The 26,397-nt window shown below is 69.3% G+C and carries 25 protein-coding genes and 1 riboswitch; of the genes, 13 read left to right on the top strand and 12 right to left on the bottom strand.

The window, feature by feature from the left end:
- The first annotated feature begins 353 nt into the window (after positions 1 to 353).
- A complete protein-coding gene (locus ACFOWZ_RS34495) occupies positions 354 to 1,454 on the top strand; it encodes a S1 family peptidase (RefSeq protein WP_382378139.1) in 1,101 nt (366 codons plus the stop codon).
- A 63-nt stretch (positions 1,455 to 1,517) separates the two neighbouring features.
- Here the strand turns inward: ACFOWZ_RS34495 and ACFOWZ_RS34490 are convergent, their stop codons facing one another.
- On the bottom strand, positions 1,518 to 2,015 hold the full coding sequence (locus ACFOWZ_RS34490) for a GbsR/MarR family transcriptional regulator (RefSeq protein ID WP_382378138.1): 498 nt from the start codon (positions 2,013 to 2,015) through the stop codon (positions 1,518 to 1,520).
- An 83-nt stretch (positions 2,016 to 2,098) separates the two neighbouring features.
- On the opposite strand from ACFOWZ_RS34490, the gene ACFOWZ_RS34485 reads away from it, so the two are divergent.
- On the top strand, positions 2,099 to 2,986 hold the full coding sequence (locus tag ACFOWZ_RS34485; protein ID WP_382378137.1) for an ABC transporter ATP-binding protein: 888 nt from the start codon (positions 2,099 to 2,101) through the stop codon (positions 2,984 to 2,986).
- On the top strand, positions 2,983 to 4,566 hold the full coding sequence (locus tag ACFOWZ_RS34480) for an ABC transporter permease (protein WP_382378136.1): 1,584 nt from the start codon (positions 2,983 to 2,985) through the stop codon (positions 4,564 to 4,566). The genes ACFOWZ_RS34485 and ACFOWZ_RS34480 overlap by 4 nt, the downstream gene beginning before the upstream one ends.
- On the opposite strand, the gene ACFOWZ_RS34475 is transcribed toward ACFOWZ_RS34480, so the two are convergent.
- Positions 4,496 to 5,656, bottom strand: a complete 1,161-nt coding sequence (locus ACFOWZ_RS34475) for an MFS transporter (protein WP_382378135.1) — start codon at positions 5,654 to 5,656, stop codon at positions 4,496 to 4,498. The genes ACFOWZ_RS34480 and ACFOWZ_RS34475 overlap by 71 nt on opposite strands.
- Positions 5,657 to 5,891: 235 nt before the next feature.
- Positions 5,892 to 6,722 carry a PAC2 family protein gene (locus ACFOWZ_RS34470; protein ID WP_382378338.1) on the bottom strand — a complete coding sequence of 277 codons (831 nt, stop codon included), beginning with the start codon at positions 6,720 to 6,722 and terminating at the stop codon, positions 5,892 to 5,894.
- Positions 6,723 to 6,836: 114 nt separating this feature from the next.
- On the opposite strand from ACFOWZ_RS34470, the gene metH reads away from it, so the two are divergent.
- Together metH and ACFOWZ_RS34460 are read left to right on the top strand one after the other, a co-directional pair.
- Positions 6,837 to 10,379 carry a methionine synthase gene (gene metH / locus ACFOWZ_RS34465; protein WP_382378134.1) on the top strand — a complete coding sequence of 1,181 codons (3,543 nt, stop codon included), beginning with the start codon at positions 6,837 to 6,839 and terminating at the stop codon, positions 10,377 to 10,379.
- Positions 10,372 to 11,079: an HAD family hydrolase gene (locus tag ACFOWZ_RS34460; protein WP_382378133.1), complete on the top strand. Its 708-nt coding sequence runs from the start codon at positions 10,372 to 10,374 to the stop codon at positions 11,077 to 11,079. Before metH ends, ACFOWZ_RS34460 begins: the two co-directional genes overlap by 8 nt.
- On the opposite strand, the gene ACFOWZ_RS34455 is transcribed toward ACFOWZ_RS34460, so the two are convergent.
- The 4 genes from ACFOWZ_RS34455 to ACFOWZ_RS34440 form a co-directional block, all read right to left on the bottom strand.
- Positions 11,025 to 11,570 carry a hypothetical protein gene (locus ACFOWZ_RS34455; protein WP_382378132.1) on the bottom strand — a complete coding sequence of 182 codons (546 nt, stop codon included), beginning with the start codon at positions 11,568 to 11,570 and terminating at the stop codon, positions 11,025 to 11,027. The two genes, ACFOWZ_RS34460 and ACFOWZ_RS34455, sit on opposite strands and share 55 nt — an antisense overlap.
- 61 nt (positions 11,571 to 11,631) lie before the next feature.
- Positions 11,632 to 12,387 (bottom strand): CbtA family protein, encoded by a 756-nt coding sequence (locus ACFOWZ_RS34450; RefSeq protein WP_382378131.1) that lies wholly within the window; start codon positions 12,385 to 12,387, stop codon positions 11,632 to 11,634.
- A 16-nt stretch (positions 12,388 to 12,403) separates the two neighbouring features.
- Positions 12,404 to 12,592, bottom strand: coding sequence for a CbtB domain-containing protein (locus ACFOWZ_RS34445; RefSeq protein WP_030471496.1), 189 nt, complete (start codon positions 12,590 to 12,592; stop codon positions 12,404 to 12,406).
- Between the two features lie 33 nt (positions 12,593 to 12,625).
- Positions 12,626 to 12,801, bottom strand: a riboswitch (cobalamin riboswitch).
- A 48-nt stretch (positions 12,802 to 12,849) separates the two neighbouring features.
- Positions 12,850 to 13,500, bottom strand: a complete 651-nt coding sequence (locus tag ACFOWZ_RS34440; protein ID WP_382378130.1) for a (2Fe-2S)-binding protein — start codon at positions 13,498 to 13,500, stop codon at positions 12,850 to 12,852.
- Positions 13,501 to 13,607: 107 nt separating this feature from the next.
- Here ACFOWZ_RS34440 and ACFOWZ_RS34435 point away from each other — a divergent pair, with 107 nt between their 5' ends.
- From ACFOWZ_RS34435 to ACFOWZ_RS34425, 3 genes are read left to right on the top strand one after another with little or no spacing between them, the layout of a single operon-like run.
- Positions 13,608 to 13,871 carry a phosphoribosyl-ATP diphosphatase gene (locus ACFOWZ_RS34435; protein WP_030471498.1) on the top strand — a complete coding sequence of 88 codons (264 nt, stop codon included), beginning with the start codon at positions 13,608 to 13,610 and terminating at the stop codon, positions 13,869 to 13,871.
- Between the two features lie 13 nt (positions 13,872 to 13,884).
- Complete coding sequence (gene hisG, locus ACFOWZ_RS34430) at positions 13,885 to 14,745, top strand: ATP phosphoribosyltransferase (RefSeq protein WP_382378129.1); 861 nt, start codon at positions 13,885 to 13,887, stop codon at positions 14,743 to 14,745.
- A complete protein-coding gene (locus tag ACFOWZ_RS34425) occupies positions 14,742 to 15,053 on the top strand; it encodes an antibiotic biosynthesis monooxygenase family protein (protein ID WP_382378128.1) in 312 nt (103 codons plus the stop codon). The genes hisG and ACFOWZ_RS34425 overlap by 4 nt, the downstream gene beginning before the upstream one ends.
- Here the strand turns inward: ACFOWZ_RS34425 and ACFOWZ_RS34420 are convergent.
- Entirely contained in the window at positions 15,014 to 15,628 is a 615-nt protein-coding gene (locus tag ACFOWZ_RS34420; protein WP_382378127.1) for a phosphoribosyltransferase, read from the bottom strand. The genes ACFOWZ_RS34425 and ACFOWZ_RS34420 overlap by 40 nt on opposite strands.
- Positions 15,629 to 15,765: 137 nt before the next feature.
- On the opposite strand from ACFOWZ_RS34420, the gene ACFOWZ_RS34415 reads away from it, so the two are divergent.
- Together ACFOWZ_RS34415 and ACFOWZ_RS34410 are read left to right on the top strand one after the other, a co-directional pair.
- Positions 15,766 to 17,952, top strand: coding sequence for a tachylectin-related carbohydrate-binding protein (locus ACFOWZ_RS34415; protein WP_382378126.1), 2,187 nt, complete (start codon positions 15,766 to 15,768; stop codon positions 17,950 to 17,952).
- A gap of 14 nt (positions 17,953 to 17,966) precedes the next feature.
- Positions 17,967 to 18,161, top strand: a complete 195-nt coding sequence (locus ACFOWZ_RS34410; protein WP_382378125.1) for a hypothetical protein — start codon at positions 17,967 to 17,969, stop codon at positions 18,159 to 18,161.
- A gap of 38 nt (positions 18,162 to 18,199) precedes the next feature.
- Here the strand turns inward: ACFOWZ_RS34410 and ACFOWZ_RS34405 are convergent, their stop codons facing one another.
- Both ACFOWZ_RS34405 and ACFOWZ_RS34400 read right to left on the bottom strand, forming a co-directional pair.
- Entirely contained in the window at positions 18,200 to 18,970 is a 771-nt protein-coding gene (locus ACFOWZ_RS34405) for a thioesterase family protein (RefSeq protein WP_382378337.1), read from the bottom strand.
- Entirely contained in the window at positions 18,967 to 19,812 is an 846-nt protein-coding gene (locus ACFOWZ_RS34400; RefSeq protein WP_030471507.1) for a RecB family exonuclease, read from the bottom strand. Before ACFOWZ_RS34400 ends, ACFOWZ_RS34405 begins: the two co-directional genes overlap by 4 nt.
- Positions 19,813 to 19,985: 173 nt before the next feature.
- Here ACFOWZ_RS34400 and ACFOWZ_RS34395 point away from each other — a divergent pair, with 173 nt between their 5' ends.
- Entirely contained in the window at positions 19,986 to 21,104 is a 1,119-nt protein-coding gene (locus tag ACFOWZ_RS34395; RefSeq protein WP_382378124.1) for a site-2 protease family protein, read from the top strand.
- Between the two features lie 15 nt (positions 21,105 to 21,119).
- On the top strand, positions 21,120 to 21,944 hold the full coding sequence (locus ACFOWZ_RS34390) for a tRNA (adenine-N1)-methyltransferase (protein ID WP_382378336.1): 825 nt from the start codon (positions 21,120 to 21,122) through the stop codon (positions 21,942 to 21,944).
- Positions 21,945 to 21,994: 50 nt separating this feature from the next.
- Here the strand turns inward: ACFOWZ_RS34390 and ACFOWZ_RS34385 are convergent, their stop codons facing one another.
- Positions 21,995 to 22,840 (bottom strand): hypothetical protein, encoded by an 846-nt coding sequence (locus ACFOWZ_RS34385; RefSeq protein ID WP_382378123.1) that lies wholly within the window; start codon positions 22,838 to 22,840, stop codon positions 21,995 to 21,997.
- A 93-nt stretch (positions 22,841 to 22,933) separates the two neighbouring features.
- Complete coding sequence (locus ACFOWZ_RS34380) at positions 22,934 to 23,785, bottom strand: Rv0361 family membrane protein (protein ID WP_382378122.1); 852 nt, start codon at positions 23,783 to 23,785, stop codon at positions 22,934 to 22,936.
- Positions 23,786 to 24,499: 714 nt separating this feature from the next.
- Between ACFOWZ_RS34380 and arc the strand changes: the two genes are divergently transcribed.
- A complete protein-coding gene (gene arc / locus ACFOWZ_RS34375; RefSeq protein ID WP_030471512.1) occupies positions 24,500 to 26,296 on the top strand; it encodes a proteasome ATPase in 1,797 nt (598 codons plus the stop codon).
- Positions 26,297 to 26,397 lie beyond the last annotated feature (101 nt).

Genomic DNA, 26,397 nt, shown 5'->3' with positions numbered 1-26,397 from the left:
CGCAGGTCAGAGGGATACGCCGGAGAGTGCGAACTGTTGACAGATTTGACGTTTCGTGTCAATCGCAATGATTGCGGACAGTCACGGAAATCGGCCAAGAGAAGGCATTTGGTTTCCCTATACCAAGCCGAACGCCGAGAGGTCCACCCTCGATCGGCCCTACCGGCCGGTAGGCAGCACGACATAGCGTCCCCCAGACGGAGGAACGAACTGATCGGGCAGTTCGCCGCCTGGGGACGCCATGCATCCGGTGTCGTGCGGGCTGTGTTGCAGCACAGCCGATCTCCTCATCGCGGTTGCCCGGTCCGGCGTTACACCGGCCCTGCAGAACCGAAGATCAAGGAGAAATGCCTATGAAGCGCATGGCTGTCGCGGCAGTCGCCGTGCTGGCGGGTGCACTCGCGACGACGGTCTCCCCTGCCGCCGTCGCCGCGCCGCAACCGTCAGCTGACCTGCTCGCCGCGATGCAGCGCGACCTGGGGCTCAACGCTCAGCAGGCGGCCGAACGTCTCCGTCAGGAGAACGCGGCCGCGATCCTGCAGCGCGTCGTGGAGGGCTTCGCCGGTGACAGCTTCGGTGGCGCGTGGTTCGACGCGTCCGCCGGCAAGCTCGTCGTGGGCGTGACCGACGCGGCGAAGGCCGACCGCCTCCGCAGGCTCGGCGCGGAACCGAAGGTGGTCACGAACTCCGCGGGCGCCCTCGAGTCGGCCAAGGCCGAGCTGGACGCCGAGAAGGCTCCCGCCGAGGTCACCGGCTGGTTCGTCGACACCCGCGCGAACGCCGTGACGATCACCGTCAAGCGCGGCCAGACCGAGGCGGTGAAGTCGTTCGCGGACAAGGCGGGCACGCTCGCGAAGGTCGTCGAGACCGACGAGGCGCCCCGTCTGCTGAAGGACATCCGCGGCGGCGACGCCTACTACATCAACAACGCGGGCCGTTGCTCGGTCGGCTTCGCGGTGCAGGGCGGGTTCGTCACCGCCGGGCACTGCGGCAGCAAGGGCGACACGGTGGCGGGCGTCGACCGCTCCGCGCTGGGAGCGTTCGAGGGCTCGTCCTTCCCCGGCAACGACTACGGGTGGGTCAAGGCCAACTCGGCGTGGACGCCCACGGCCAAGGTGAACCACTACGGCGGTGCGGACGTCATCGTCTCCGGTCACACCGAGGCCGCGGTCGGCTCGTCGATCTGCCGGTCAGGCTCGACCACGGGCTGGCACTGCGGTGAGGTCCAGGCCAAGAGCCAGACGGTGAACTACCAGGAGGGCTCGGTCAGCGGTCTGACGCGCACGAACGTGTGCGCGGAGCCCGGTGACTCGGGCGGCTCGTGGGTCAGCGGCACGCAGGCGCAGGGCGTCACCTCCGGTGGCTCTGGCAACTGCACCAGCGGCGGCACGACCTACTTCCAGCCGGTCAACGAGATCCTCTCGGCGTACGGCCTGACCTTGATCACAGGCTGACGCAGCAATCGATGAACGGCGCATTTGTCCACCTCAAGTGGACAAATGCGCCGTTCATCGTTTTCAGGCTTCGCGATTTTTGAGCCACTTCTCGCGGTGCGCGCGCCACCGGTCCAGCATCGAGCCGAGCTCGGCGTGGCAGAACCGGAAGAACTCGCGCGTCTCGTCGAGCCGCACTCCGGCGTCCGTCTCCGGGCCGAGCGCGTCGACGCCCTCGCCGAGCACCTCGTCGATCATCCCGAGCATCTGGTCCTTGCGGAACGTCGCCTCGTACCAGACGTTGTCGCGCATCCGGTAGACGTCCCGGCGCGATCCCGGTTCGCGCTCGCGGCTGACGATCTGGACCGTGGTCAGGTAGCGCACCGCGCCCGACACCGCCGCCGGGCTGATCTGCAGCAGATCGGCGATCTCGGCTGAGGTGAGCCGTCCTGAGTCCGTGGTCATCAGTGCCGCGAGGATGCGAGCCGGCATGCGGGGCACGCCGGTGTCCGCCAGAATTCCGCCGAAGCGCTCGACGAACTGGCTCACCGCCTGCGTGTCACGCTGTGTAGCTCTGGTCACGGCGGCATCATCCCCTTTCGTCAGCCGATCGGGCAAAATTTACGTCCTTCACGAAGTTGTGAAAGAAGTGTAGCTTACCGGGCATGACATCTGCGATATCCGTGTCGGGCCTGGTCAAGACCTTCGGCCCGACGCGTGCACTGGACGACCTGAACCTGGACGTCCAGACCGGTGAGGTGCACGGCTTCCTCGGCCCGAACGGTGCCGGCAAGTCGACGACGATCCGGATTCTTCTCGGCCTGCTGCGTGCCGACTCCGGCACCGCGCGGCTGCTCGGCGGCGACCCGTGGAAGGACACCGCAGCCCTTCACCGCCGCCTCGCCTACGTCCCCGGCGACGTCAACCTCTGGCCCAACCTGACCGGTGGCGAGGTCATCGACCTGCTCGGACGGCTCCGCGGCGGCCTGAACAAGGCCCGCCGCGCGGAGCTCCTGGAGCGGTTCGAGCTGGACCCGCGCAAGAAGGGCCGCACCTACTCCAAGGGCAACCGGCAGAAGGTCGCGCTGGTCGCCGCGCTGTCGTCGGACGTCGAGCTGCTGATCCTGGACGAGCCGACGTCCGGCCTCGACCCGTTGATGGAGGCCGTCTTCCAGGACTGCATCAACGACGAACGCGAGCGCGGCCGCACCGTGCTGCTGTCGAGCCACATCCTCGCCGAGGTCGAGGCTTTGTGCGATCGGGTGAGCATCATCCGCAACGGCCACATCGTCGAGACCGGCACGCTCGCCGAGCTGCGGCACCTGACCCGCACGTCGATCTCCGCCGAGCTCGCGGGCCCGCCCAACGGGCTCACGTCGATGGCGGGCGTGCACGACCTGGTGGCCGAGGGCAACCGCGTCAAGTTCGAGGTCGACTCGGACAAGCTCGACCCCGTGCTCAAGCAGCTCGTCTCCTCGGGCGTGCGCACGCTGACCTCGCAGCCGCCGACGCTGGAGGAGCTGTTCCTGCGGCACTACGAGGACGCGAAATGATCGGCACCTGGCACCTCGTCCGGCTGGCGCTGCGCCGCGACCGGATCCTGCTGCCGGTCTGGATCTTCTTCTTGGTGTTCACCACGCTGTCGACCACGACCGCGCTCGAAGAGGTCTACGGGACGCAGCAGTCGAGGGCACTGCTCGGTGCCACGGCGAACGCGAACTCCGCGTTCCTCGCGATGCTCGGCCCGTTGCACGACTGGTCGACGCTCGGCGGTCTGGTCGCGTGGCGCTGGGGCGTCTTCGCGGGACTGTTCATCGCGATCATGGCACTGCTGGTCGTCACCAGGCACACGCGTGCCGAAGAAGAAGCCGGCCGCACCGAACTCATCGCCGCGACCGTCGTCGGCAGGCACGCGCCGCTGGCCTCCTCGGTGATCGTCGCCGGTGGGGCGAGCCTGCTGATCGGTGTGCTGCAGGCGCTGGTGCTGATCGGCAAGGACCTTCCCGCCGCGGGCGCCTTCGCGTTCGGCCTGTCCACGGCCTCGGTGGGCCTGGTGTTCACCGGTGTCAGCGCGTTCACCGCGCAGCTGTCGGAGAACTCGCGCGTGTCCAACGCGATCGCGGGCGGGTTCCTCGGCGTGACCTACCTCCTCCGCGCGGCGGGCGACGCGGCGGGGGAGTCGGGCCCGCAGTGGCTGACCTGGTTCTCGCCGATCGGCTGGACCGAGCAGGTGAGGTCGTTCGGCGACAACAGGTTCTGGGTGCTCGGCATCTCGCTGGTCACCGCGGTCCTGCTCGTCGGTGTGTCCGCCTGCGTCGTGACGCGCAGGGACGTCGGCCTCGGCCTGCTGCCGACGAGGCTCGGGCCTGCTCACGGCAGGATCGGCACGCCGTTCGGCCTCGCCTGGCGGTTGCAGAAGGGCTCGCTGATCGGCTGGTCGCTGGCGCTGTTCGTGGTCGGCATGATCTACGGCAGCGTCGCGCAGGCGGTCGGGCAGATGGTCGAGGACAACCCGACACTCGGCCAGATCGTGCAGCAGATCGGCGGCGCGGACGCGATGGTGGACGCGTTCTTCGCGACCATCACCCAGCTGCTGGGCCTGATCACGTCGATCTACCTCGTGCAGGCGATCCTGCGGCTGCGGTCCGAGGAGACCTCGTTCCGCGCCGAGCCGATCCTCGCCACCCCGGTCACGCGCTGGGGCTGGGTCGCGTCGCACGCGGCGTTCGCGGTGGTCGGAGGCGCGGTCGTGCTGGCCTTCGCGGGTCTCGGCCTCGGTCTGGTGCACGGCCTGCAGACCGGCGACGTCGGCACGGTCCTGCCGAAGATGCTCGGCGCCGCGCTCGTCCAGCTCCCGGCCGCGTGGGTGATCGCTGGTGTGGCGCTGGCGTTGTTCGGACTGTTCCCGCAGTTCACGGGCGTGAGCTGGGCCGTGGTGTCGGTGTCGCTGGTGATCACCCTGCTCGGCCCGGCCCTGCAGCTCGACCAGTGGATCATCGACGTCGCGCCGTTCACGCACGTCCCGAAGTACCCGGACATCACCTTCGGGCCGCTCGCGTGGCTCACCGCGGTGGCGGCGGTGCTTCTGGCTGCGGGCTTCGCCGGTTTCCGGCGCCGCGACCTGACCACGTGACGATCGCGGGCACCGTGACCAGCAGTGCTGCCGGGACTCCGAACCCCAGCAGCGGATGGGACTGGTAGAGCGGAACGAACGCCAGCGGGGCGGCGGCAGCACCCATGAAGCGCAGCGACTGCACGACGCTGACGCTGCCGCCCCGGTTGGCGTTCTCGCTCTGCAACACCAACGCGTTGAGACTCACCAGCACACCCTGCGCCGCCGCCCCGGTCAGCGCCCACGCGACGACCGCGACCGCCGCGATCGGCGTGGTCCCGACCGCCGCGACGAGCCCAGCCCCCGCCGTGGCCCCGACGACGACCGTGGTGGCCGCACCGAACCGGTCGATGGCCTTGCCGATCTGCCGAGCGGTGAGGAACCCGACGATGCCGAACCCGGTGAGCAGCACACCGCGTTCGCCCGCGCCCAGCCCGAACACGTCGTCCAGCCGGAACGCGACGAGGAACGACAGCCCGCCGAGACACCCCCAGCACACGAACGCCACGACCGCGGGCCTGATGGTGCTCGGCACGAACGCGCTCCTGAGGCTCGCGTTGCGCTCGGGCTCGGCGTCGGTCTGCGGCACACCCAGGACCGCGAGTGCTACGGCGACGATGGAGATGACCACGAACGCCAGCCGCCAGTCGGCCTCGGCGGCGAGCCCGCCGACGAGCGGCGCCGACGTCTGGCCGGCCGCCTGCATCGACCCGAACAGTCCCAGCGCGCGGCCGAGCTTCTCCTTGGGTGTCGAGGCGGCGATCACGGCCAGCAGCACCGGGGTGGTGAAACTGTTGGCCGCGCCTTGGAGTGCGCGGGAGGTCAGCAGGACCTCGAACGTCCACGATGACGCGGCCAGTGCGGACGTGATCGCGTAGACGACGTAGGCGATGCGGACGGTCCGTTGTGGACCCCAGCGTTGGGCGAGCGTGCCGGACACGAGCATCAGCACGGCGAACGGCACGAGGTAGTACGTCAGTGTCGCCGCCGCCGCACCGGGTGAGCGGCCGTAGGTGTGGCCGATCTCGGGCAGGATCGACGTCGTGACGGCGCCGCCGAACGGCCCGATCAAGGCGCCGGCGTACAACCCGGCGCGTGCCAAACGGCCCACAGACACCTCCGCCGCTCCACCCTAGTGGGGGAGCGGCGGAGATGATTAGTGGAGCTAAGTTTTTCTGACGCGGGGCCCCTTCGTCCTCTCCTGCAGTACGAAAGCTCCCCGCGTGCACATCACGCTGTTGCCACAAGCCGCTGCCGGGCCCGCCTGGCACAGCCGCTGCGAAGTGCACGCGGGGAGCTTTCGTTCGCTCAGGGGGCACGAAAGGGCCCCGCGTGCGGTCAAACGGTTAGCGGGGACCGGACGGCCAGCCCGGGCCGCGGCCGCGGCGGCGGAGGTAGCGTTCGAACTCCGCGGCGATGTCGTCCCCGGAGGCCTCGGTGATCTGCATGGCAGCATCACCGCGCTCCTCCAGCGCGCGCACGTAGTTGCGCACGTCCTCGTCCTCGTCGGCCATCTCCGAGACGGTGCGCTCCCACTCCTCGGCCTGCTCCGGCAGCGCGCCGAGCGGGACCTCGATGTCGAGCACCTCCTCGACGCGGTGCAGCAGTGCGAGCGTGGCCTTGGGGGAGGGCGGCTGCGACACGTAGTGCGGCACGGCGGCCCAGAACGAGATCGCCGGGACGCCCGCCTGCACGCACGCGTCCTGGAAGACGCCGACGATGCCGGTCGGGCCCTCGTACTTCGAGTGCTCCAGCCCGAACTTCGCGGCGGCGTCCGGGTCGTAGGCGGTGCCGGTGACCGGCACGGGTCGGGTGTGGGGCGTGTCCATCAGCAGCGCGCCCAGCGTCACCACGGTCGTCACCCCGAGAGCGTCGATGTGGCCCAGCAGCTCGGCGGCGAACTTGCGCCACCGCATGTTCGGCTCGATGCCGTGCACGAGGATGACGTCGACCGGGGAGCCTGGGGGCCTGCACACCGAGAGCCGCGTCGTCGGCCAGTCGACCCTTCGGGTGACACCGTCCACCATGCGGACTGTGGGTCGCGTCACCTGGAAGTCGTAGTAGTCGTCGGGGTCGATCTCGGCGAGCGGGGTGGCGTCCCAGGTGAGTTGCAGGTGCTCGATGGCGGTGCTGGCGGCATCGCCCGCGTCGTTCCACCCTTCGAAGGCACAGACCATGATCGGACTCGTGAGCGGTTTGCGCGGGTTCGAGGGGGTCGGGGATTCCTGGGACGGATCGTTCACGGCGCCAGACTACGGCCTCCCCAGGTCAACTCATCGTAGGCTTGGCCCATGCGTGATCGCGGAGAGTCGCCGTTCCTGGAAGCGCTGGTGAACCGGGTCGTCGTCGCTGACGGCGCCATGGGCACCATGCTCCAGGCCGCTGACCTCTCTCTTGACGACTTCAACGGTCTAGAGGGCTGCAACGAGATCTTGAACGTCACGCGTCCGGACGTCGTGAAGGCCGTGCACCGCGGTTATCTCGAAGTCGGTGTGGACGCCGTGGAGACGAACACGTTCGGCGCGAACCTCGCGAACCTGGCCGAGTACGACATCTCGGACCAGATCTTCCACCTGTCCGAACGGGGCGCGGCGCTCGCACGGGAGGTGGCGGACGAGTTCAGCACGTCCGAGCAGCCCCGGTTCGTGCTGGGAAGCGTCGGTCCGGGGACCAAGCTGCCGACGCTCGGTCACGCGCCGTACGCGACGTTGCGCGACGCGTACGTCGAGCAGTGCAAGGGCCTGCTCGTCGGCGGTGTCGACGCGATCATCGTCGAGACCTCGCAGGACCTGTTGCAGACCAAGGCGTCGATCATCGGTGCCAAGCGCGCGATGGCCGCGGAGGGCCGCGTCGTCCCGATCATCGCCCAGGTCACCGTCGAGACGACCGGCACGATGCTGCTCGGCTCGGAGATCGGCGCCGCGCTGACCGCGCTGGAACCGCTCGGCATCGACCTGATCGGCCTCAACTGCGCCACCGGTCCCGCCGAGATGAGCGAGCACCTGCGGACGCTCTCCAAGCACGCGCGCATCCCGTTGTCGGTGATGCCGAACGCCGGACTGCCCGAACTCGGCCCGAACGGCGCGGTGTACCCGTTGTCGCCGGAGGAGCTCGCCCAGGCGCTGGCCGGGTTCGTGCAGGAGTTCGGCACGCGGCTCGTCGGCGGCTGCTGCGGCACGACGGCCGAGCACCTGCGCCAGGTCGCCGAAGCGGTGAAGGACCTCGGTGCGACGCAACGCAGGCCGCGGCCGGAGCCCGGCGTGTCCTCCCTGTACCAGGCCGTCCCGTTCAAACAGGACGCTTCGGTGCTGATGATCGGCGAACGCACGAACGCCAACGGCTCCAAGGCGTTCCGCGAGGCGATGCTGGCCGAGAAGTGGGAGGACTGCATCGAGATCGCGCGCGACCAGACGCGCGAGGGTGCCCACCTCATCGACCTCTGCATCGACTACGTGGGCCGCGACGGCGAGGCCGACATGCGCGCGCTGGCCTCGCGCCTGGCCACCGCGTCGACGTTGCCGATCATGCTCGACTCGACCGAACCCGCCGTGCTGCAGGCAGGCCTGGAGTGTCTCGGGGGCCGCTGCGCCGTCAACTCGGTCAACTACGAGGACGGCGACGGCCCGGAGTCCCGCTTCCAGAAGATCATGCGGCTGGTCACCGAGCACGGCGCGGCGGTCGTGGCGCTGTGCATCGACGAGGAGGGCCAGGCCCGCACCAGGGACTGGAAGGTCCGCGTCGCCGTACGGCTGATCGAGGACCTGACGCAGAACTGGGGCATGCGGGTCAACGACATCATCGTCGACTGCCTGACGTTCCCGATCTCCACCGGCCAGGAGGAGGTCCGCCGCGACGCCGTCGAGACGATCGAGGCGATCCGCGAGCTCAAGCGCCGCTATCCGGACGTGCAGACGACCCTGGGCCTGTCGAACGTCTCCTTCGGACTCAACCCGGCCGCGCGCCAGGTGCTCAACTCCGTGTTCCTGCACGAGTGCGTGCAGGCGGGCCTCGACACCGCGATCGTGCACGCGTCCAAGATCGTGCCGATGGCGCGCATCCCCGACGAGCAGCGCGCGGTGGCGCTGGACCTCGTCTACGACCGCCGCCGCGAGGGCTACGACCCGCTGCAGAAGCTCATGGAGCTGTTCGAGGGCGTCACCACGAAGTCGAACAGCGCCTCCCGCGCCGAGGAACTGGCCGCGCTGCCGTTGTTCGAACGGCTGGAGCGCCGGATCGTCGACGGCGAGCGCAACGGCCTGGAAGCCGACCTGGACTCCGCCTTGGAGCAACGCCCGGCGTTGCAGATCATCAACGACACGTTGCTGGCGGGCATGAAGACCGTCGGCGAGCTCTTCGGCTCCGGCCAGATGCAGCTGCCGTTCGTGCTGCAGTCCGCCGAGGTCATGAAGTCCGCCGTCGCGCACCTCGAACCGCACATGGAACGGTCCGAGGACGGCGGCAAGGGCCGGATCGTGCTCGCCACCGTCAAGGGCGACGTCCACGACATCGGCAAGAACCTCGTCGACATCATCCTGTCCAACAACGGCTACGAGGTCGTGAACATCGGCATCAAGCAGCCGATCAACGCGATCCTGGAGGCCGCGCAGGAACACCGCGCGGACGCGATCGGCATGTCCGGCCTGCTGGTCAAGTCCACGGTGATCATGAAGGAGAACCTCGAGGAGATGAACTCCCGGGGTGTCGCCGCGCGCTGGCCGGTCTTGCTGGGCGGCGCCGCGTTGACGCGTGCGTACGTCGAGAACGACCTGACGGAGATGTACTTCGGCGACGTCCGCTACGCCCGTGACGCGTTCGAGGGCCTGCGCCTGATGGACGCGATCATGGCGTCCAAGCGCGGTGAAGCTCCGCGAGTGGATCCCGAAGCCGAGGCCAAGGCAGCGGAACGCAAGGCGCGCCGCGAACGTTCGCTGCGCATCGCCGCCGCCCGCAAGGCCGCCGCCGTCGAGGAGGAGACGGTCGCCGGCCGCTCGGACGTGGCCACCGACAACCCGGTCCCGGCGCCACCGTTCTGGGGCAGCAGGGTCGTGAAGGGCATCCCGGTCGCGGACTACTCGGCACTGCTGGACGAGCGGGCGACGTTCATGGGCCAGTGGGGCCTCAAGGGCACGCGCGGTGGCAACGGACCGTCCTATGAGGACCTGGTCGAGACCGAGGGCCGCCCGCGTCTGCGCTACTGGATGGAACGCCTTGCCACGGAAGGTGTTCTTGCCCACGCCGCAGTGGTCTACGGCTACTTCCCGTGCGTCTCCGAGGGCGACGACCTGGTCATCCTGGAAGAGCCGTCGGCGGACTCCGCCGAGCGCTTCCGGTTCACTTTTCCGCGCCAGAAAAGGGATCGCCGCCTCTGCCTGGCGGACTTCTGGCGTTCCCGCGAGTCCGGCGAGGTCGACGTCATCGCGTTCCACCTCGTCACGATGGGCCAGCCCATCGCCGACTACGCCAACGAACTGTTCGGCAAGAACGCGTATCGTGAGTACCTGGAAGTCCACGGACTGGGGGTCCAGCTCACCGAAGCGCTGGCCGAGTACTGGCACAAGCGGGTCCGCGAGGAGCTCGTGTGGCCGTCGGGTGAGTCCGTCGCGGCGGAAGACCCGACCGAGGTCGAGGAGTTCTTCAAGCTCGGCTACCGCGGCGCGCGTTACTCGTTCGGCTACGGCGCCTGCCCCGAGATGGAAGACCGCAGGCGCATCGTCGACCTGCTCGACCCGGAACGCATCGGCGTGACCCTGTCCGAGGAGCTCCAGCTGCACCCCGAACAGTCCACCGACGCCTTCGTGGCGCACCACCCGGAGGCGAAGTACTTCAATGTCTGACCTCTCTGCCGTTCTGTGGGACATGGACGGCACCCTGCTGGACTCCGAGAAGCTGTGGGACATCCCGCTCTACGAGTACGCGGAGAAGCTCGGCGGGGTGCTCTCCCTGGAGACCCGCGAAAGCATGGTCGGCACCAACGTGCCCACGACGATGCGCCTGCTCTTCGCCGACGTGGGCATCGAGCCCTCACCCGAGGACCTGGTGGACGGCGCCGCGTGGATCTCGCGCCGCACCGAGGAGGTCTTCCGCGCCGGCCTGCCGTGGCGACCGGGCGCTGCCGAGGCGTTGCGGGCGGTGCGCGCGTCGGGCGTGCCGATGGCGCTGGTGACGTCGACGGAGCGCTCGCTGACCGAGGTCGCGCTGGACACGATCGGCAGGGACCTGTTCGACGTCACGGTGTGCGGCGACGAGGTCGACGGCCTGAACAAGCCGTTGCCGGAGCCGTACCTGAAGGCGGCCCGGCTGCTGGGCGTGGACGCGACGCGGTGCGTGGCGATCGAGGACTCGCCGACCGGGGTGGCCGCCGCCGTCGCCGCCGGGTGCACGGTTCTGGTGGTGCCGTGCGACGTCGAGGTGACGGCGGGGGAGCGGCGGATCTTCCGCGACTCGCTGGTGGGTGTGGACCTGGACGTGCTGCGCGCCCTTCAATCCCGCACGGACTGCCAGCTCAGCAGGCCGTCGCGCACCTCAGGCACGTAGACCGCGACCCTGGCGAACCGGGCCCTGGCGGCCTCGACGTGTCCGCGCAGCGCCGGTTCGCCGGTCTCGAGCGAGTGGGCGACGTCGGCGAGCATGTCGTGGACGCTCTGCCACAGCGTCGATCCGAGATTGCCGTCGTCACGGCACCACTCGCGGACGCAGCCGGACTCCGGTCCCGGCCGTCCGTCGACGAACAGGTAGTCGCCCGTGCCGCTGGCCGCGATCGGGACGAACTCCTTCAGGAACGCCGACGACATCGTGCCGGCGGGATCGCGGTCGAGCTCGGGGTAGACGTCGTGCCGCAGCCTCGCCTGCTCCCGCACCGCCTCCCGCGCGGACAGCGGCGTGAACATCGTCGGGTACAGGTCAGGCGCACCGGCCAGGCGCCACCGTCCGATCGCGTCCTCGGGTGCCGAGATCTGCTCGAACGTCCGGGGAGCGTTGGTGCGCAACCAGTTGCGGATGCGTTGCCACGGCAGAAGATCGGTCATGCGCTTCATGCTGCCCGAGGCGCGGGATTGGGGTGGCCGCATCGGCGACCACCCCGCACCGTCAAGCGACAGCGGCCTTCTCCGCGGCCCTGGCCCGGCGCGTGGCCGGGTCGATCAGCAGGCCGAACACCACGCCGAGACCGACGTAGAGCGTGGCGAGCTGGGCGAGTGAGCTGAGGCGGAACTGCCACAGCACGTTCACCGGCATGTCCGCGGGGATCGTGTCCGGCGGCGCGGGGAACGCCACCAGCACCACCGCGACGGCCGCGGCCACCGCGAGCAGCACCGCGGTGACGCGCACCGGCTGCGGCTGCGCGCGCAGCCGTTCGGCCAGCAGGCTCGCTCCCCACACGATCACGAGGCCGGCCACCACCACACCCAGGTAGAGCGCGGTCCGGTAGTTCACCGTCTCCGGGTCGCCCACGGCGGGCGGGTTGGCCGGGTACTTCAGCCACGGCAGCAGTGCCACCGCGCCGAACACGGCGGCACCGAAGGCGAGGCTGCGGCTGAACGGCGTGCGGTCGACGAACCATCGCTTCGACAGCGCGTAGGCCGTGGCGAACACCAGGCCCACGGCGATGCCGACGATCACCACGCCGAGCATGCCGCCCACGACCTGGGCGCCGCGGCTGACCAGTGCTTCCTCGCCACCGTGCGAGTGGCCCTCGCCGGCTGCCGGTTCCCTGGCTTCTTCGACCGCCAGCGCGGCGCGGATCGGGATCTCGGTCACCAGCAGTTGCACGAGCGCGGAGGCGACACCGGCGATGCCGCCCGCCGCGATCCCCCGCAGTGCGAGAGACTTGTACGTCGTCGTCATGTGCGTGATCAGGAGATCAGTGGCACGGGACGCCGAGCGCGTGCCGGCCGTCGTGGAAGAACTCGTGCAGCAGCTCCGAGCTCGCACCGAGCGCGAGTCCGTTCTCCTGCAGGACCAGGTACGTGACGATCAGGCCGAGCAGGGCGGCGGCGAAGGCCCACTTGGGCACGCGGACGGCGGACAGATGTGCTGCGGGGCTCGTCATGACGGGCTCCTCCATACCTCGTGGAAGGTCAACTCTCCTTGCGGCGCCGCAGCCGGTCTCCTGACTCCCGGATCAACGCTGCCCCCGCGTCTTCCCAGCTCCTGCGTGGAACCAGTGACGTGCTCGGCGGGGATCGCTTCCCGGTCACAGTGGCGAGGACCGCGCCGGATTCTCACCGGCTTCCCGTCACTGCGGCGCGTGCACCGTAAGTTGATCGGCGGCACAAACACAACCGGCCATAAGAGTTGTCGTGTTCATCACTTCACGAGTGGGCAGTCTCCACACTTCCCACCTGCGGCTACCCGGTAGTAAAGGCAGCAGCTCCGACGCCGGAACGTGACCTCGCCGGGGAAGGGGATGAATTCTCCGGCCTGTTCGAACGGCGGCGCGCTCATCAGCCGTGCGCCGCGAAGTTCCGCTTCTTCGGCCGTGAGCATCTGTGCGCGCACAACCATTTTGAGCGCGCCCGCGATGTTCGACATGGCGTTGCCCCACAACAATCCGCGCGCCACGGGCGTGACCCTCTGGATCGCTTCCACCACGGGTTCGAGTGCCTCGGCGGCAGGCGGGCCCAGCCGCGGCTCGTCGATGCGGACGCTCAGGCCGTTCGCCGGGTCGTGGTGCCACCACAGGTTCTCCGGGCGCACGTCGATCGGGATGTTCGCCGCCGTGAGCGGGCTGAGCAGCCGCGCGGTGTAGCTGAGGAAGAACAGGCTCGCCGCGACGCGTGGCTCCTCCGCCCGGTAGCGGGTGGCGATGGCGTCGATGGTGGTCTTGAGCGCGGGGCCTTCCAGCAGTGCCGATCCGGGCAGCCACGTCTGGTCCGGGCGGCCCACGTCGAGGGCGAAGAACGGGTTGATTCCGCGCACCCGGCGCAGCGCTTCGAGCACTTCGGCGAACTCCGACACGAAGTTCACGCTACTGGGTGTCCATGCAGGACAGATCACGTCCACGGCCTGGGACAGATGTGACCGCGGTGTGGACGGGGGTGCGGGAGATGGGAGGATGTCACGTCGTGAAGACCTTCGACTCCCTGTTCGCCGAACTGACCGAACGAGCCGCCACCAAGCCGGCGGGTTCCGGCACCGTCGCAGCGCTCGAGGCCGGCGTCCATGCGCAGGGCAAGAAGGTCCTGGAGGAGGCGGGCGAGGTCTGGATCGCCGCCGAGTACGAGTCCGACGAGAAGCTCGCCGAAGAGATCTCGCAGCTGCTGTACCGCCTCCAGGTGATCATGCTGGGCCGCGGCCTGACCCTCGAAGACGTTTACAAGTACCTCTGACGGAGACTTCCACATGCTGCGCGTAGCAGTCCCGAACAAGGGGGCGCTCACCGAACGCGCCTCCGCCATGCTGACCGAGGCCGGATACCGCCAGCGGCACGAGTCGCGTGACCTGACCGTGCTGGACCTCAACAACGACGTCGAGTTCTTCTTCTTGCGTCCCAAGGACATCGCGATCTACGTGGCGTCCGGTGACCTCGACCTCGGCATCACCGGCCGCGACCTCGCCGCGGACTCCGGCGCCGACGACAACGGCTCGTCCGTCGAGGAGCTGCTGGCGCTGGGCTTCGGCGGGTCGACCTTCCGCTACGCCGGGCCCAAGGGCAAGGACTGGAAGGTCGAGGACCTGGAGGGCAAGCGCCTCGCCACGGCGTACCCGAAGCTCGTGAACCGCGACCTGAGGGCGCGGGGCATCAGTGCCAAGGTGATTCGCCTCGACGGCGCCGTCGAGATCTCGATCCAGCTCGGCGTGGCCGACCTGATCGCCGACGTCGTGGGGTCCGGCCGGACCCTGCGCCAGCACGACCTGGTGCCGTTCGGCGAACCGATCTGCGAGTCCGAGGCGGTGCTCGTGCACCGTGCTGGCTCCGAGCTGACCGCGGCCAAGAAGCAGCTGACGGCTCGCCTGCAGGGCGTCGTGTTCGCCCAGCAGTACCTGATGCTCGACTACGACTGCCCACGCTCGATCCTCGCCGACGCGGTCGCCCTGACGCCGGGTCTGGAGTCGCCGACGGTCGCGCCGCTGGCCGACGAGAACTGGGTGGCCGTGCGGGCGATGGTGTCGCGCAAGGACGCGAACCGCGTGATGGACGAGCTGGCCGCGATCGGTGCCAAGGCCGTGCTGGCCTCGGACATCAGGTTCTGCCGGCTGTGATCCTGGAGCAGGCGGTCCTGGACGTGGTGCCGGGCCGCGAGTCCGAGTTCGAGTGGGCGTTCGGCGAGGCGCGGGAGCTGATCTCCGCCTCGCCGGGCTTCCTCGGCCTCGAGCTGCTGCGGTGCCTGGAGACGTCGTCGCGCTACCTGCTGCTGGTGCGGTGGGAGTCGCTCGAGGCGCACACCGTGGGCTTCCGGCAGGGTCCGTCCTACGAGCGTTGGTCGTCGCTGCTGCACGAGTTCTACTCGCCGTTCCCGGTGGTGGAGCACTACTCGAGCGCGCTGAGCACCTCGGCGTCCGTCGTCTGATCGAACCGCTCGTACCAGCGGCTGACCGCGCCGAAATGTCGCGGGACCAGCACGGCCACCACGGGCGTCGAGAACGTGCTGAGCGATTCCCTGGCGGCCACGGGCACGGCGAGCGTGACGCTTCTCGGTTCGTGCCGGGCGATCCAGTGCAGCGCGGCCTTGGCGGTGACGCCGGTGGCGAGCCCGTCGTCCACGAGGATGACGTCGCGGTCGGAGATGGTGAGCGGCTTGTCCTTGCGGTAGAGGGCGGTGCGCCGCGCGGCCTCGTCGCGTTCCCGATCGCAGGTGCCGGCGAGCAGTTCCTCGGTGAGGTGCAACGCCCTGAGCACCCGCTGGTCGTAGATCGGCTCGCTGTCCGCCGTCACCGCGCCCACCCCGTACTCGGGGTGACCGGGCGCGCCGATCTTGCGCGCGACCACCACGTCGAGCTCGGCGTCGAGGTGGTTCGCGACCTCTTTCGCGACCGGGACGCCGCCGCGGGGGAGGCCGAGGACCAGCGGGTCGTGCCACGGCCGGTCCGCGAGTCGCGCGGCGAGGGCGCGGCCCGCCTCCTGCCGGTTCGCGAACCTCTTCACAGTCCGGTTGACGGTACGCCCTGGTCAGCGTGTGCGGTGTGTCACGCCCGAACGGCGTAACGAACACGCCGGTCGCGAGCGATCCCACTTCCGGTACTCATCAGTACCGTTTCTGGGGTTTCTACTGAAAGACGAACATGCACTCTGCGCAGCCACGCGCGGCCTCGACCTGGCGGCGGATCGTCGCACCGGTCCTGGTCGTGCTCTCCCTGTTGACGTTCGCGCGGCCCGCGGCGGCCGACATCAGCTACCTGCGGGCAGCTCTCTACGCCTCGTGCGCCGACCAGGCGCCGGTGTACTCGGTCAAGGACAACGGCGACCTGTGGCTCACCGCCCACACCGGCGCCCGCTCCGGCCGCAACACCTGGGGCACCGCCACCCGGATCGCCACCGGCTGGTCCGGCCGGGTGCTCGCCGCTCCTGGCGGTGTCCTGCACCGCATCGAGGCGGACGGCACGGTCAAGCGGTTCCGCTGGAACGGCACCGGCTGGGACGACGCCCTCGGCACGGTCACCGGCTCCGGCTGGGGCAGCTACGCCGTCGGTGCCGGCCGCGACCTGATCACCGTCGACTCGGACGGCGTGCTGTTCCGCCTCGACGGCGGCCTGCTCGTGATGCACAGGTTCGACGGCACGCGGTGGTCCGAGGGCGAGATCGTCGACGACGGCTGGGGCTCCTACACCTCCGTCGTCGCCGCGGGTTCCGGCGTGCTCTACACGCGCACGGCCGACGGCGCCGTGTTCCGCCACCACCTCGACACCGCCTCGAAGACGTGGCTGCAGCGGCACCTCAAGACGGGCCGCGACCTCGGCACCGGCCGCCTGGTCTCGGCGGGCGCGGACACCCTGTACCGGCTGACCGGCACCGGTGACCTCGTGTGGCAGCGGTTCGTGCCGGCCAAGAGCGAGTGGGTGACCACCGACCGCGCCGACGGCACGACCGTGGGCACCGGCTGGACCGGCCTGAGCGAGCTCACCGTCGCACCGGACGCCTGCACGTTGCGCAACCCGCTCAAGCCCGTGCACCAGCTCATGCAGCTCGGCCTCGGCGCGATCACCGCGGGCGAGATCGTCACGACGATCAAGGCCGTGGTCGCGGAGACCGGCGTCAGCAACGCCAGGATGCGGGTGCTGGCCACCGAGGTCGCCGCCTACGCCCAGGCCAACTGGCCCGCCGTCGAGCAGGCCAAGGCCGAGCTGGACGCCCTGCTCGTCGCACCGAACCCGGAGCAGGCCCTCGTCACCGCCGCCCGCGCGAAGTTCGCCGCCGCGCAGGGCCTGGAACTGCCGCAGTACAAGGAGCTCAACGCCCTGCTGGAGAAGGCGCGCGCCGACGCGCCGAAGATCCGCCAGACGATCGACCAGTACCGCGGCTTCGTCGACGTGTTCGTCGACGAGGGCCGCAAGCTGATCGTGCGGCTCCGCGACGTCGCGCAGTCGTTCCGCGAGATCCCGCCGTTCACCCTGCCCGCCGACTTCAAGGTCGACATCGATCTCGCCGCGCTCGAGGAGATGGGCCGCGGCTGGGACCAGATGAACGCCGACCTGACGCGGATGAGCGAGTCCATCAACGCGTCGATGGCCCAGCTGAACGCCTCCATGGCGGCGTTCGACCGCACCATGGACAACTTCAACCGGGGCATGGCGGACTTCAACCGCACGCTGGCCGAGATGGACGCGGCCATGAAGCGGTTCAACTCCGGCACGTGGTGGCCGACCGGTGGCTTCAGCCTCAACGGGTTGAAGTTCGACTTCGACCGGGTGTTCCCGCAGGGCACCACCCGCGAGGAGCGGGAGGCGACCGACCGCAAGGTCTCCACGCTGGTCGGCTTCATCCCGTTCGTCGGCACGGGCAAGGGCATCGCGGACGCCATCGCCGGCCGTGACCTGATGACCGGCGAGCGCCTCGGCGGTATCGACCGCGCGCTCAACCTGGTGCCGATGCTGCGCCCCGCCAAGCAGGTGATGAACGGCGCCGACGCCGTGCACTCGGCCGAGCGCCTGCACGACGCCTCCCGCGGCACCGGCAACGTCGTCGACGGCGTGCGCCTCAACGCCCGGCTCGCGGGTCAGGAGATCTCGAACGGCCACGCCTTCCAGAAGCACGTCGTCGAGCAGGGCGAGTTCCCCGGAGTGCGCACGCGCGGCGAGTTCGCCCAGCTGGTGGAGACCACGATCCTGAAGGGCGAAATGCGCCCGTTGAACGGCAACCGGCTGGCCTACTGGTACAACGGCATGATCGTCATCAGGAACCCCAGGGCGGCTGACGGCGGCACAGCATTCGCACCGCGGGACGGCTACAACTACTTCCTGAACGTCCCGTGATGAGGGAGAGCAACGTGGAAAAGATCCATTCCGATGACGAGGGCCTCACCCTGTCGCTGACGAAGGAGGAGTTCTTCACCCTCGCCGGCTCGATCAACGAGGCGCTCGAACTGGTCGACGACTGGGAGTTCTCGACGCGTGTCGGTGTCGAGCGGGACTTCGCCGTTGCGCTCAGGGCCGCCATGAGCGAGATCGCTCACGGTCTGTGATGTCGTGTGGGAGCGTCCTGTTCGGACGCTCCCACCGGTCAGGAGCGTTCGCGCACGAACAGCGCTTGCGCCGTTGTCCCGACCGGCCCTTCGAGGTCGTGTACCACGCTGGTGGCCAGGCCGACGCCGTCCGGGCCGATGGTGGTGCGGGCGTCCATGCCCACCCACTCGCCGACGGGTTGCCGGTGCAGGTGCACCGTCAGGTCGGTGTTGATGGCGTACCACTTGCGGATGTCCACACGGGACGAAACGCCGCTGGCCGAGTCCACCACCGAGAACAGGCGTTCCAGCGGGGTCGGTTCAAAGCCCTCGACGACGGCCACGCGCGGGCGGGCCCACACCTGGGCGTCGCCCGGGGTGAAGATGCCGCCTGACACGGAAAGCCATTCGACGGCGGCCAGGTAGCCGCCTGACCAGAAGTCCGGGATCTCCATCGGCACGGCCGACGTCGGCGGTGCCATCGCGGGGACTTCGCCGCCTGCCACGGCTGTGGTGTCCGAACCGACGATGTGCCACGCACGCGCGGTGAGCACCACACGGCCTTCGAACGACAGGGAGGCCGACAGCAGCTCCACGGAGCGGCCCGGGCGTTCGACCGAAGTGGACACGGTCAGGTCGGCCACCGGGACCGGGCCGAGGACCTCGAACGTCACGCGGGACACCGAAGGCCTGCCGAGGGCCAGCAGCGAGCGCACCAGCAGTGCGGAGGGCGGGCCCAGGTGCTGGCTGTCCGGGCCCCACGGGCCGACGGTGTGCTCGGTCGCGCGGAACGTGTTGTCGCTCAGGGGCAGGTAGAAGGCGCTCATCAGTCGCGGTCCTGGAGGGGCTCGGTGTCGTCCGGCTCCGGCCAGCCCGGGTAGGGCGGCGGGGTGCCGTCGAACGCGGGGCAGAACGCCTTGTGGTCGCAGTAGTCGCACAGGCGGCTCGGGGACGGGCGGAAGTCGCCGGTCGGAGCCGCGCGCATGATGGCCTGCCAGATGGCTTCCAGGGTGCGTTCGAAGCGGGAGAGCTCCGACTCGTCCGGGGTGTAGGCCAGGGCCTGGCGGTCGGCCAGGTACATCAGGCGCAGCTGGCGGGGGACGACGCCGCGCAGCTTCCACAGGACCAGGGCGTAGAACTTCATCTGGAACAACGCCTTCGCCTCGCCCACCTCGCGGGGCGCGGCGCCGGTCTTGTAGTCCACCACGCGGATCTCACCCGTCGGGGCCACGTCGACCCTGTCGATGTAGCCGCGCAGCAGGACGCCGGAGGGCAGTTCGGACTCGACCAGCAGCTCGCGCGACTCCGGTTCGAGGCGGCGCGGGTCCTCCAGGCCGAAGTAGCCGTCGAGCAGCTTGGTCGCGGACGCCAGCCACTCCGCTTCCTCCTCGCCGCCGGGAACCTCGAACAACGTCGAGAACTCCGGGCGTTCGGCCTTCACCCGCTCCCACGCGGGCGCGATCATCGTGCGGGCGCGGTCCGGCACGCGTTCGGCGGCGGGCAGCGCGAACAGGTCTTCGAGCACCGCGTGCACCACCGTGCCGCGCACCTGGGCCTTCGTCGGCTTCTCCGGCAGGCGGTCGACCGCGCGGAACCGGTAGAGCAGCGGGCACTGCTTGAAGTCCCCCGCCCGGGACGGCGACAGCGCGGGCCTGCGCAACGTGGTGCTCATGGGTCGAACCCTAGGACAGGGGTCTGACAATTCTGTGTTCACCACCAGGTATTGCCCTCCCCGAAGTCGACGAGGGCCGCATCGGCCTGCCTCGACGCCGGTGAAAGCCGCCCTCGTCGACTTCGGGGAAGCGGTACACCGCGAGATCACACCGGCGGCCTTACAGTGCACCCGTGGCCGCGCGGATCAGTGAACGAGAGGGCGGCCTGCTGCTGTTCCGGGTGGCGGGCATCCCGGTGCTGCTCGCGCCGTCGTGGTGGGTCGGCTCGGCGATCGTGGTCGCCTTCTACGCACCCCTCGTCGACGACCTCGCCCCCGGCACGCCACCGGGCGTCGGTCTCCTGCTGGCGGCGTTGTTCGCCGTGTTCCTGGGGCTTTCCGTGCTCGCGCACGAGCTCGGCCACTGCGTCGCAGCGCTGCGGCTGGGTCTTCCGGTCAGAAGACTGCGCCTGTACCTGCTGGGTGGACTGTCCGAGATCATGCGCACGCCCGGCAAACCCAGCCACGAGGGCGTGGTCGCGGGCGCGGGTCCGATCGTGTCCGTGGTGCTCGCGGTGGTCTTCGGCCTCGGCGCGTTCGTGATGGAACCCGGCGACGTCGTGTGGGTGCTGGTCTTCCAGATCGCCGCCGCGAACGTCGCGGTCGCCGTCTTCAACCTGTTGCCCGGCCTTCCGCTCGACGGCGGGCGGATCGTCCGTGCGGGCGTGTGGGCCGTGACGGGGCAACGCGCGACGGGCACACGTGTCGCCGTGGTGGGTGGTTTCGCCGTTGCCATCGCATTGGTGGCGTGGGCGCTGTACGGCGTGGCGGAGGGCGCGGAGGACCGTTGGCTGCGTTTCGGCGTGTGCGTACTCACGGCGTGGGTCGTCGTCGCTGGTGCGAAGAGCGAGTTGGCCAGCGAACGGCGCCGTACGTGGCCTGCCGGTGTCACCCTCGCCGACCTCATCCGGCCGGTGCTCCAGCTGCCGGCCGAAAGTCCCGTCAGGGACGCGCTGAGCACGTCCGCGGGACGGGGCGTGGTGCTGGTCAGGGCGGACGGCGTGGCGGCGGGCCTGCTCGACACCGAGGCCGCCGAGAAGCTGGCCGCCTCGAGCCCGTTCGCGCCCGCTGAGCAGGCCGCGGAGCCGATCCTGCCGGAGACCGTGCTGCTCGCCGACGAGCCCGGCGAGGAGATCGTGGAACGCGTCCAGGGCACCGCGGCGTGGCAGTTCCTCGTCGTCGACCTGGAGGGCCGGCCCGCCGGTGTGCTGCGCAGGGAGGACCTGCGTGCGGCCATTGAGAAGGGCGTTTGACACCATTGCGCGGTGATTAGCGCAAGTGGCCCGTTCCGTCCGGGCGACCGGGTTCAGCTGACCGACCCCAAGGGGCGGCACTACACCGTCGTCCTCGAACCCGGCAAGGAGTACCACACCCACCGCGGCGCCATCCCGCACGACTCGCTCATCGGGCAGCCCGAGGGCTCGGTCGTGGCGTCCGTGGGCGGCACGAACTTCCTGGCGCTGCGCCCGCTGCTGCCGGACTACGTGCTGTCGATGCCGCGTGGCGCGCAGGTGATCTACCCGAAGGACGCCGCGCAGATCGTCATGTACGGCGACATCTTCCCCGGCGCGCGCGTTCTGGAAGCAGGGGCGGGCTCCGGTGCGTTGTCGTGCTCTCTGCTGCGTGCGGTGGGCGAGAAGGGCAGCGTCCAGTCCTACGAGGTGCGCGACGACCACGCGGTCCACGCGATCCGCAACGTGGAGACGTTCTTCGGCGAGCGCCCCGGCAACTGGTCGATCACCGTCGACGACGTGAAGAACCACGAGGGCGAGGTCGACCGGGTCATCCTCGACATGCTCTCGCCGTGGGAGGTGCTGCCCACGATCTCGAAGAACCTCATCCCCGGTGGCGTTCTGGTCGTGTACGTCGCCACCACCACACAGCTCTCCGTCGTGACCGAGGCGCTGCGAGAGATGACGTGCTGGACGGAGCCCCACGCGTGGGAAACGCTCGTCCGCCCGTGGCACGTCGTCGGTCTCGCGGTGCGCCCCGAGCACCGGATGATCGCGCACACCGCGTTCCTGCTGACCACGCGCAAGCTCGCGGACGGCGTCACCGCGCCGAAGCCGCAGCGCCGTCCCAGCAAGGGCTGAGAAACGCGAAGAGGGGGCCTCACGTGAGGCCCCCTCTTCGCGTCATGGGGTCAGTTGGACTCGATCTTGTCGATGCCGCAGACCTTCCAGTCGCCGCCTTCCTTGGACAGCTTGTAGATGATGCTGCCCGAGGTGGTCTGACCCGGCTTGGACGGGTCGACGAGCCCGCTGAGCTTCTGCGTGAACGTGCCGCTGCTGCCCGACGTCTTGACGTCGGTCACGGTGGCCGCCGCGGTCGGCTGTGCCTGACCGGACTGGTTCTTCAGCTTGGGGAACTCCGCCGAGCACACGAGGGACTTGACGTCGTTCGGGTTGGTGTTGCCCGCCCGAACGCCCTTCAGGACGATCTCGGTGAACTTCTCCGCGACTTCCTTCGCGTCCGAGTCGCCGCCGCTCGACGAGCTCTTCGACGACGGCGTGGTCGGCTTCGTGCTGCCGTTCGTCGGCTGGGAGTTCGTGTTCGTCGACGCCGAGTCGTTGTTCTTCGAGCTGTTGCCGGTGAGCAGGACGGCCGTGATGCCACCGCCGACGAGCACCAGCACGCCGATGACGACACCGATGATCAGGCCGGTCTTGCTCTTCTTCGGCGGGGGACCACCGAACCCGCCGTAGCCCGGCTGCTGGCCGTAGGGGCCTGGCTGGCCGTAGCCGGGCTGGGGCTGGCCGTAACCCTGCTGCGGGAAGCCGCCGCTCGGCGGTCCCTGCGGAGGGAACCCACCGCTCTGCGGTCCCTGCTGGCCGAACGGATCCTGCTGCGGCTGGCCGTACGGACCCGGCTGCTGGCCGTACCCCGGTTGTCCCGGCGGCTGTCCGTACCCCGGCTGCTGTCCGTACCCCGGCGGCGGCTGCTGGCCGTAACCGGGCTGCTGCCCGGGCTGCTGAGGCGGGTAGGTCATCGAATTCCCCCGATGCAGATCTTCTGGCTCGACGTGCCATTAGTTCACAAAGGGGTTCCACCGATTCGGCAGGGCCCCTCGCCGCGTCACCGGCTACCTCGTCGTCGGGATCTTGATGTCCTTCTGCAGCGTGCAGAACTTCCAGGTGCCCGAGATCTTCTTGAACTTCACGTCGGTGTCGACGGTCGAGTTCTTGCCACCGATGCTCATGGAGAGGTTGATCTTGACCGTCGCCTCGTTGCCGCTGACGGCCACGTCGTTGACCTTCACGCTGGTCTTCAGCGTCTTCGCCAGTTCCTCGGCCTGCTTGCGCTGCTCCGGTGTGAGGCTGTCGAGCTTCTTCTCGGCCTCCTCGGCCTCGTCGACGACCTCCTGGCAGGCCATCGACTTGGCCTTGCTGGTGTTGCCGGAGGTGCCGGCCGCGTAGTACTCCTCGGCGACCTTCTTGACCTCCGCCGCGTCGTCACCACCGCCGCTGTTGCCCGAGTCCGAGCCGTTGCCCGAGTTGGACGACGACGAGTTGCTGCTGGAGCTGCTGCCGGAGTAGATGACAGCCGCCGTGATGCCGCCGCCGACGAGCACCAGCACGCCGATGACGACACCGATGATCAGGCCGGTGTTGCTCTTCTTGGGCGGCGGGGGACCGCCGAACCCGCCGTAGCCCGGCTGCTGGCCGTAGGGGCCTGGCTGGCCGTAGCCGGGCTGGGGCTGGCCGTAACCCTGCTGCGGGAAGCCGCCGCTCTGGGGTCCCTGCTGGCCGAACGGGTCCTGCTGCGGCTGGCCGTACGGCCCCGGCTGCTGGCCGTATCCCGGCGGCGGCTGCTGGCCGTAACCGGGCTGCGGCTGCTGGCCGTGACCCGGCTGCTGCGGCGGCTGCTGCCCGTACGGCCCACCGGGCTGCGGCTGCTGCCCGTAGGGACCGGGCTGCTGCGGCGGGTAGGTCATCGAAACTCCCCCGATGCGGATGAGGTGATCTATCGCTTGGACATTCTGGTACTTCGTGGTCGGGCGCGCGGCGGAATGGGGTCTATCGACACGCACGAGTGGTTATGCACACCATGTGCTGTTGCCAGCTGGCCGCGCCAAGGCCGTGTCTGATAACGATTGCGGCACTCCACCGGAAATCGAGCGCGATGCACTGCGCTGTCGGAGTGGTGCGCCGGTTGCGTCGGCACGACCACCCGGTTGGCCGCACGCCCTCCGGTCGCACCGGAGCCTCGCTCGCGCGGGTCCTCCGACGGGCACGAACGGGGTGGGTTGCGGTGTGTCACCACCGATCGGACCAGCCGATCGTCCACCTGGTGGGACGGCGGCGGGTTGGCGCCCGTCGCCGGGTCGCGGGCCACACCAGGCGTGTTCGCGGTCGTCCGAGGGTGGTCGCGGAGCGTGGGGGCCGGGCGGCCACCCAGGTGCTCCCATGACCCTCTCCTCGGACTTCTCGCAGGTCGGCTGGCGTGTCGCCGGGCTGTGCGCCGGCCGGGGTTTCTGGGACGCACCGTAGCGGGTAGGTGGTTCCACCGGACACCGAGATGGAGCAGTTGACCTCTGTTGGAGGCCGGACCGTTGCGTCACACGAGCGAAGATGATGTTGTGAGTACACGATTTTGTCGGTGATCGCCGGTACCGTAATCGGTACGAACACGGGAGGAGGGTGCCGACATGCAGCACGGTCATCCCGGCAGCCAACCCGATGAGGGTGGCGAGCTGAACCAGGGCAACAATTCTGCAGAGCTGAACGCGCAGATCAGGTTCCTCGAGGACGAGATCGCGTCGTTGCGCCGCAAGCTGACCGAGTCCCCGCGCCACGTCCGGTTGCTCGAGCAGCGGCTGGCGGAGGCGACGGAGCGGGTCAGCCAACTGACCGAGCGAAACACGAAGCTCATAGACACCCTCCGCGAAGCACGAAGCCAGCTGCTCGCGCTGCGTGAGGAGGTCGACCGGCTGGCGCAGCCGCCCAGCGGGTACGGCGTCTTCATGGCGCGTTTCGACGACGGGACGGTGGACGTCTTCACGTCCGGCCGGAGGATGCGGGTCGCCGTGTCCCCCGCGGTCGAGCCGGAGAAGCTGTCGTTCGGGCAGTCGGTCCGCCTCAACGAGGCGCTGACGGTCGTCGAGGCCGGCGGTTTCGAGCGGTCGGGTGAGGTCTGCGCACTGCGGGAGGTGCTCTCCGAAGAGGGGGAGGACCAGATCGCCCGCGCGCTGGTCGTCGGTCACGCGGACGAGGAGAGGGTGGTCTGGCTCGCCCAGCCGCTGCTCGACTCGCCGCTCAAGCCCGGCGACTCGCTGCTGGTCGACTCGAAGGCGGGTTTCGCCTACGAGCGGGTCCCCAAGGCCGAGGTCGAGGACCTCGTGCTCGAGGAGGTCCCGGACATCGACTACAGCGACATCGGCGGCCTGTCCCGGCAGATCGAGCAGATCCGCGACGCCGTGGAGCTGCCGTTCCTGCACGCCGACCTGTTCCGCGAGTACGAGCTGCGCCCGCCCAAGGGCGTGCTGCTCTACGGCCCTCCCGGCTGCGGCAAGACGCTCATCGCCAAGGCGGTGGCGAACTCCCTGGCCAAGAAGGTGCGGGAGATCCGCGGCGAGACCGACAAGCAGGCCAAGTCCTACTTCCTCAACATCAAGGGCCCCGAGCTCCTCAACAAGTTCGTCGGTGAGACCGAGCGGCACATCCGCCTGATCTTCCAGCGGGCTCGTGAGAAGGCGTCAGAGGGCACCCCGGTGATCGTGTTCTTCGACGAGATGGACTCGATCTTCCGCACCCGCGGTTCCGGCGTGTCGTCCGACGTCGAGACGACGATCGTCCCCCAGCTCCTCAGCGAGATCGACGGCGTCGAGGGCCTGGAGAACGTCATCGTCATCGGCGCCTCCAACCGCGAGGACATGATCGACCCGGCGATCCTCCGCCCCGGCCGCCTCGACGTGAAGATCAAGATCGAGCGACCGGACGCCGAGGGCGCGAAGGACATCTTCAACAAGTACCTGACGGCGAACCTCCCGCTGCACGCCGACGACCTCGCCGAGTTCGGCGGAGACCCGAAGGCCTGCATCGAGGGCATGGTTCAGCACACCGTCGAGCGCATGTACGAGGAGTCCGAGGAGAACCGCTTCCTGGAGGTCACCTACGCCAACGGTGACAAGGAGGTCCTGTACTTCCGGGACTTCAACTCCGGCGCGATGATCCAGAACATCGTCGACAGGGCCAAGAAGGCGGCGATCAAGTCGCTGCTCGACACCAAGCAGCCCGGCCTCTCGGTCCGGCACCTGCAGGCCGCCATCGTCGACGAGTTCGCCGAGAACGAGGACCTGCCGAACACGACGAACCCGGACGACTGGGCACGCATCTCGGGCAAGAAGGGCGAGCGGATCGTCTACATCCGCACGCTCGTCACCGGGAAGAACCAGGAGACGGGCCGCGCGATCGACACGGCCACGAACACCGGCACGTACCTGTAAGACCGATTCATGGAACCGCCCCGGTCGTTTCGGCCGGGGCGGTTTCGCGTTCTGGGGTCGTGTCGTGCCCCTTCCAGGAGGGGTACGGGACTTTCGGGGAG

This window comes from Lentzea rhizosphaerae (assembly GCF_042649515.1).
GTDB classification, from domain to species: domain Bacteria; phylum Actinomycetota; class Actinomycetes; order Mycobacteriales; family Pseudonocardiaceae; genus Lentzea; species Lentzea aerocolonigenes.
This window is presented reverse-complemented; position numbering and strand designations above follow the sequence as displayed.

Excerpts from the sequence above, each read along its gene's own strand:
- ACFOWZ_RS34400 (WP_030471507.1), bottom strand. The coding sequence starts at position 19,812 with ATGAGCACCACGTTGCGCAGGCCCGCGCTGTCGCCGTCCCGGGCGGGG.
- ACFOWZ_RS34445 (WP_030471496.1), bottom strand. The coding sequence starts at position 12,592 with ATGACGAGCCCCGCAGCACATCTGTCCGCCGTCCGCGTGCCCAAGTGG.
- arc (WP_030471512.1), top strand. The coding sequence starts at position 24,500 with ATGCAGCACGGTCATCCCGGCAGCCAACCCGATGAGGGTGGCGAGCTG.
- hisG (WP_382378129.1), top strand. The coding sequence starts at position 13,885 with ATGCTGCGCGTAGCAGTCCCGAACAAGGGGGCGCTCACCGAACGCGCC.
- ACFOWZ_RS34460 (WP_382378133.1), top strand. The coding sequence starts at position 10,372 with ATGTCTGACCTCTCTGCCGTTCTGTGGGACATGGACGGCACCCTGCTG.
- ACFOWZ_RS34450 (WP_382378131.1), bottom strand. The coding sequence starts at position 12,387 with ATGACGACGACGTACAAGTCTCTCGCACTGCGGGGGATCGCGGCGGGC.
- ACFOWZ_RS34415 (WP_382378126.1), top strand. The coding sequence starts at position 15,766 with ATGCACTCTGCGCAGCCACGCGCGGCCTCGACCTGGCGGCGGATCGTC.
- ACFOWZ_RS34485 (WP_382378137.1), top strand. The coding sequence starts at position 2,099 with ATGACATCTGCGATATCCGTGTCGGGCCTGGTCAAGACCTTCGGCCCG.
- ACFOWZ_RS34470 (WP_382378338.1), bottom strand. The coding sequence starts at position 6,722 with ATGGTCTGTGCCTTCGAAGGGTGGAACGACGCGGGCGATGCCGCCAGC.
- metH (WP_382378134.1), top strand. The coding sequence starts at position 6,837 with ATGCGTGATCGCGGAGAGTCGCCGTTCCTGGAAGCGCTGGTGAACCGG.
- ACFOWZ_RS34495 (WP_382378139.1), top strand. The coding sequence starts at position 354 with ATGAAGCGCATGGCTGTCGCGGCAGTCGCCGTGCTGGCGGGTGCACTC.
- ACFOWZ_RS34480 (WP_382378136.1), top strand. The coding sequence starts at position 2,983 with ATGATCGGCACCTGGCACCTCGTCCGGCTGGCGCTGCGCCGCGACCGG.
- ACFOWZ_RS34455 (WP_382378132.1), bottom strand. The coding sequence starts at position 11,570 with ATGACCGATCTTCTGCCGTGGCAACGCATCCGCAACTGGTTGCGCACC.
- ACFOWZ_RS34385 (WP_382378123.1), bottom strand. The coding sequence starts at position 22,840 with ATGACCTACCCGCCTCAGCAGCCCGGGCAGCAGCCCGGTTACGGCCAG.
- ACFOWZ_RS34380 (WP_382378122.1), bottom strand. The coding sequence starts at position 23,785 with ATGACCTACCCGCCGCAGCAGCCCGGTCCCTACGGGCAGCAGCCGCAG.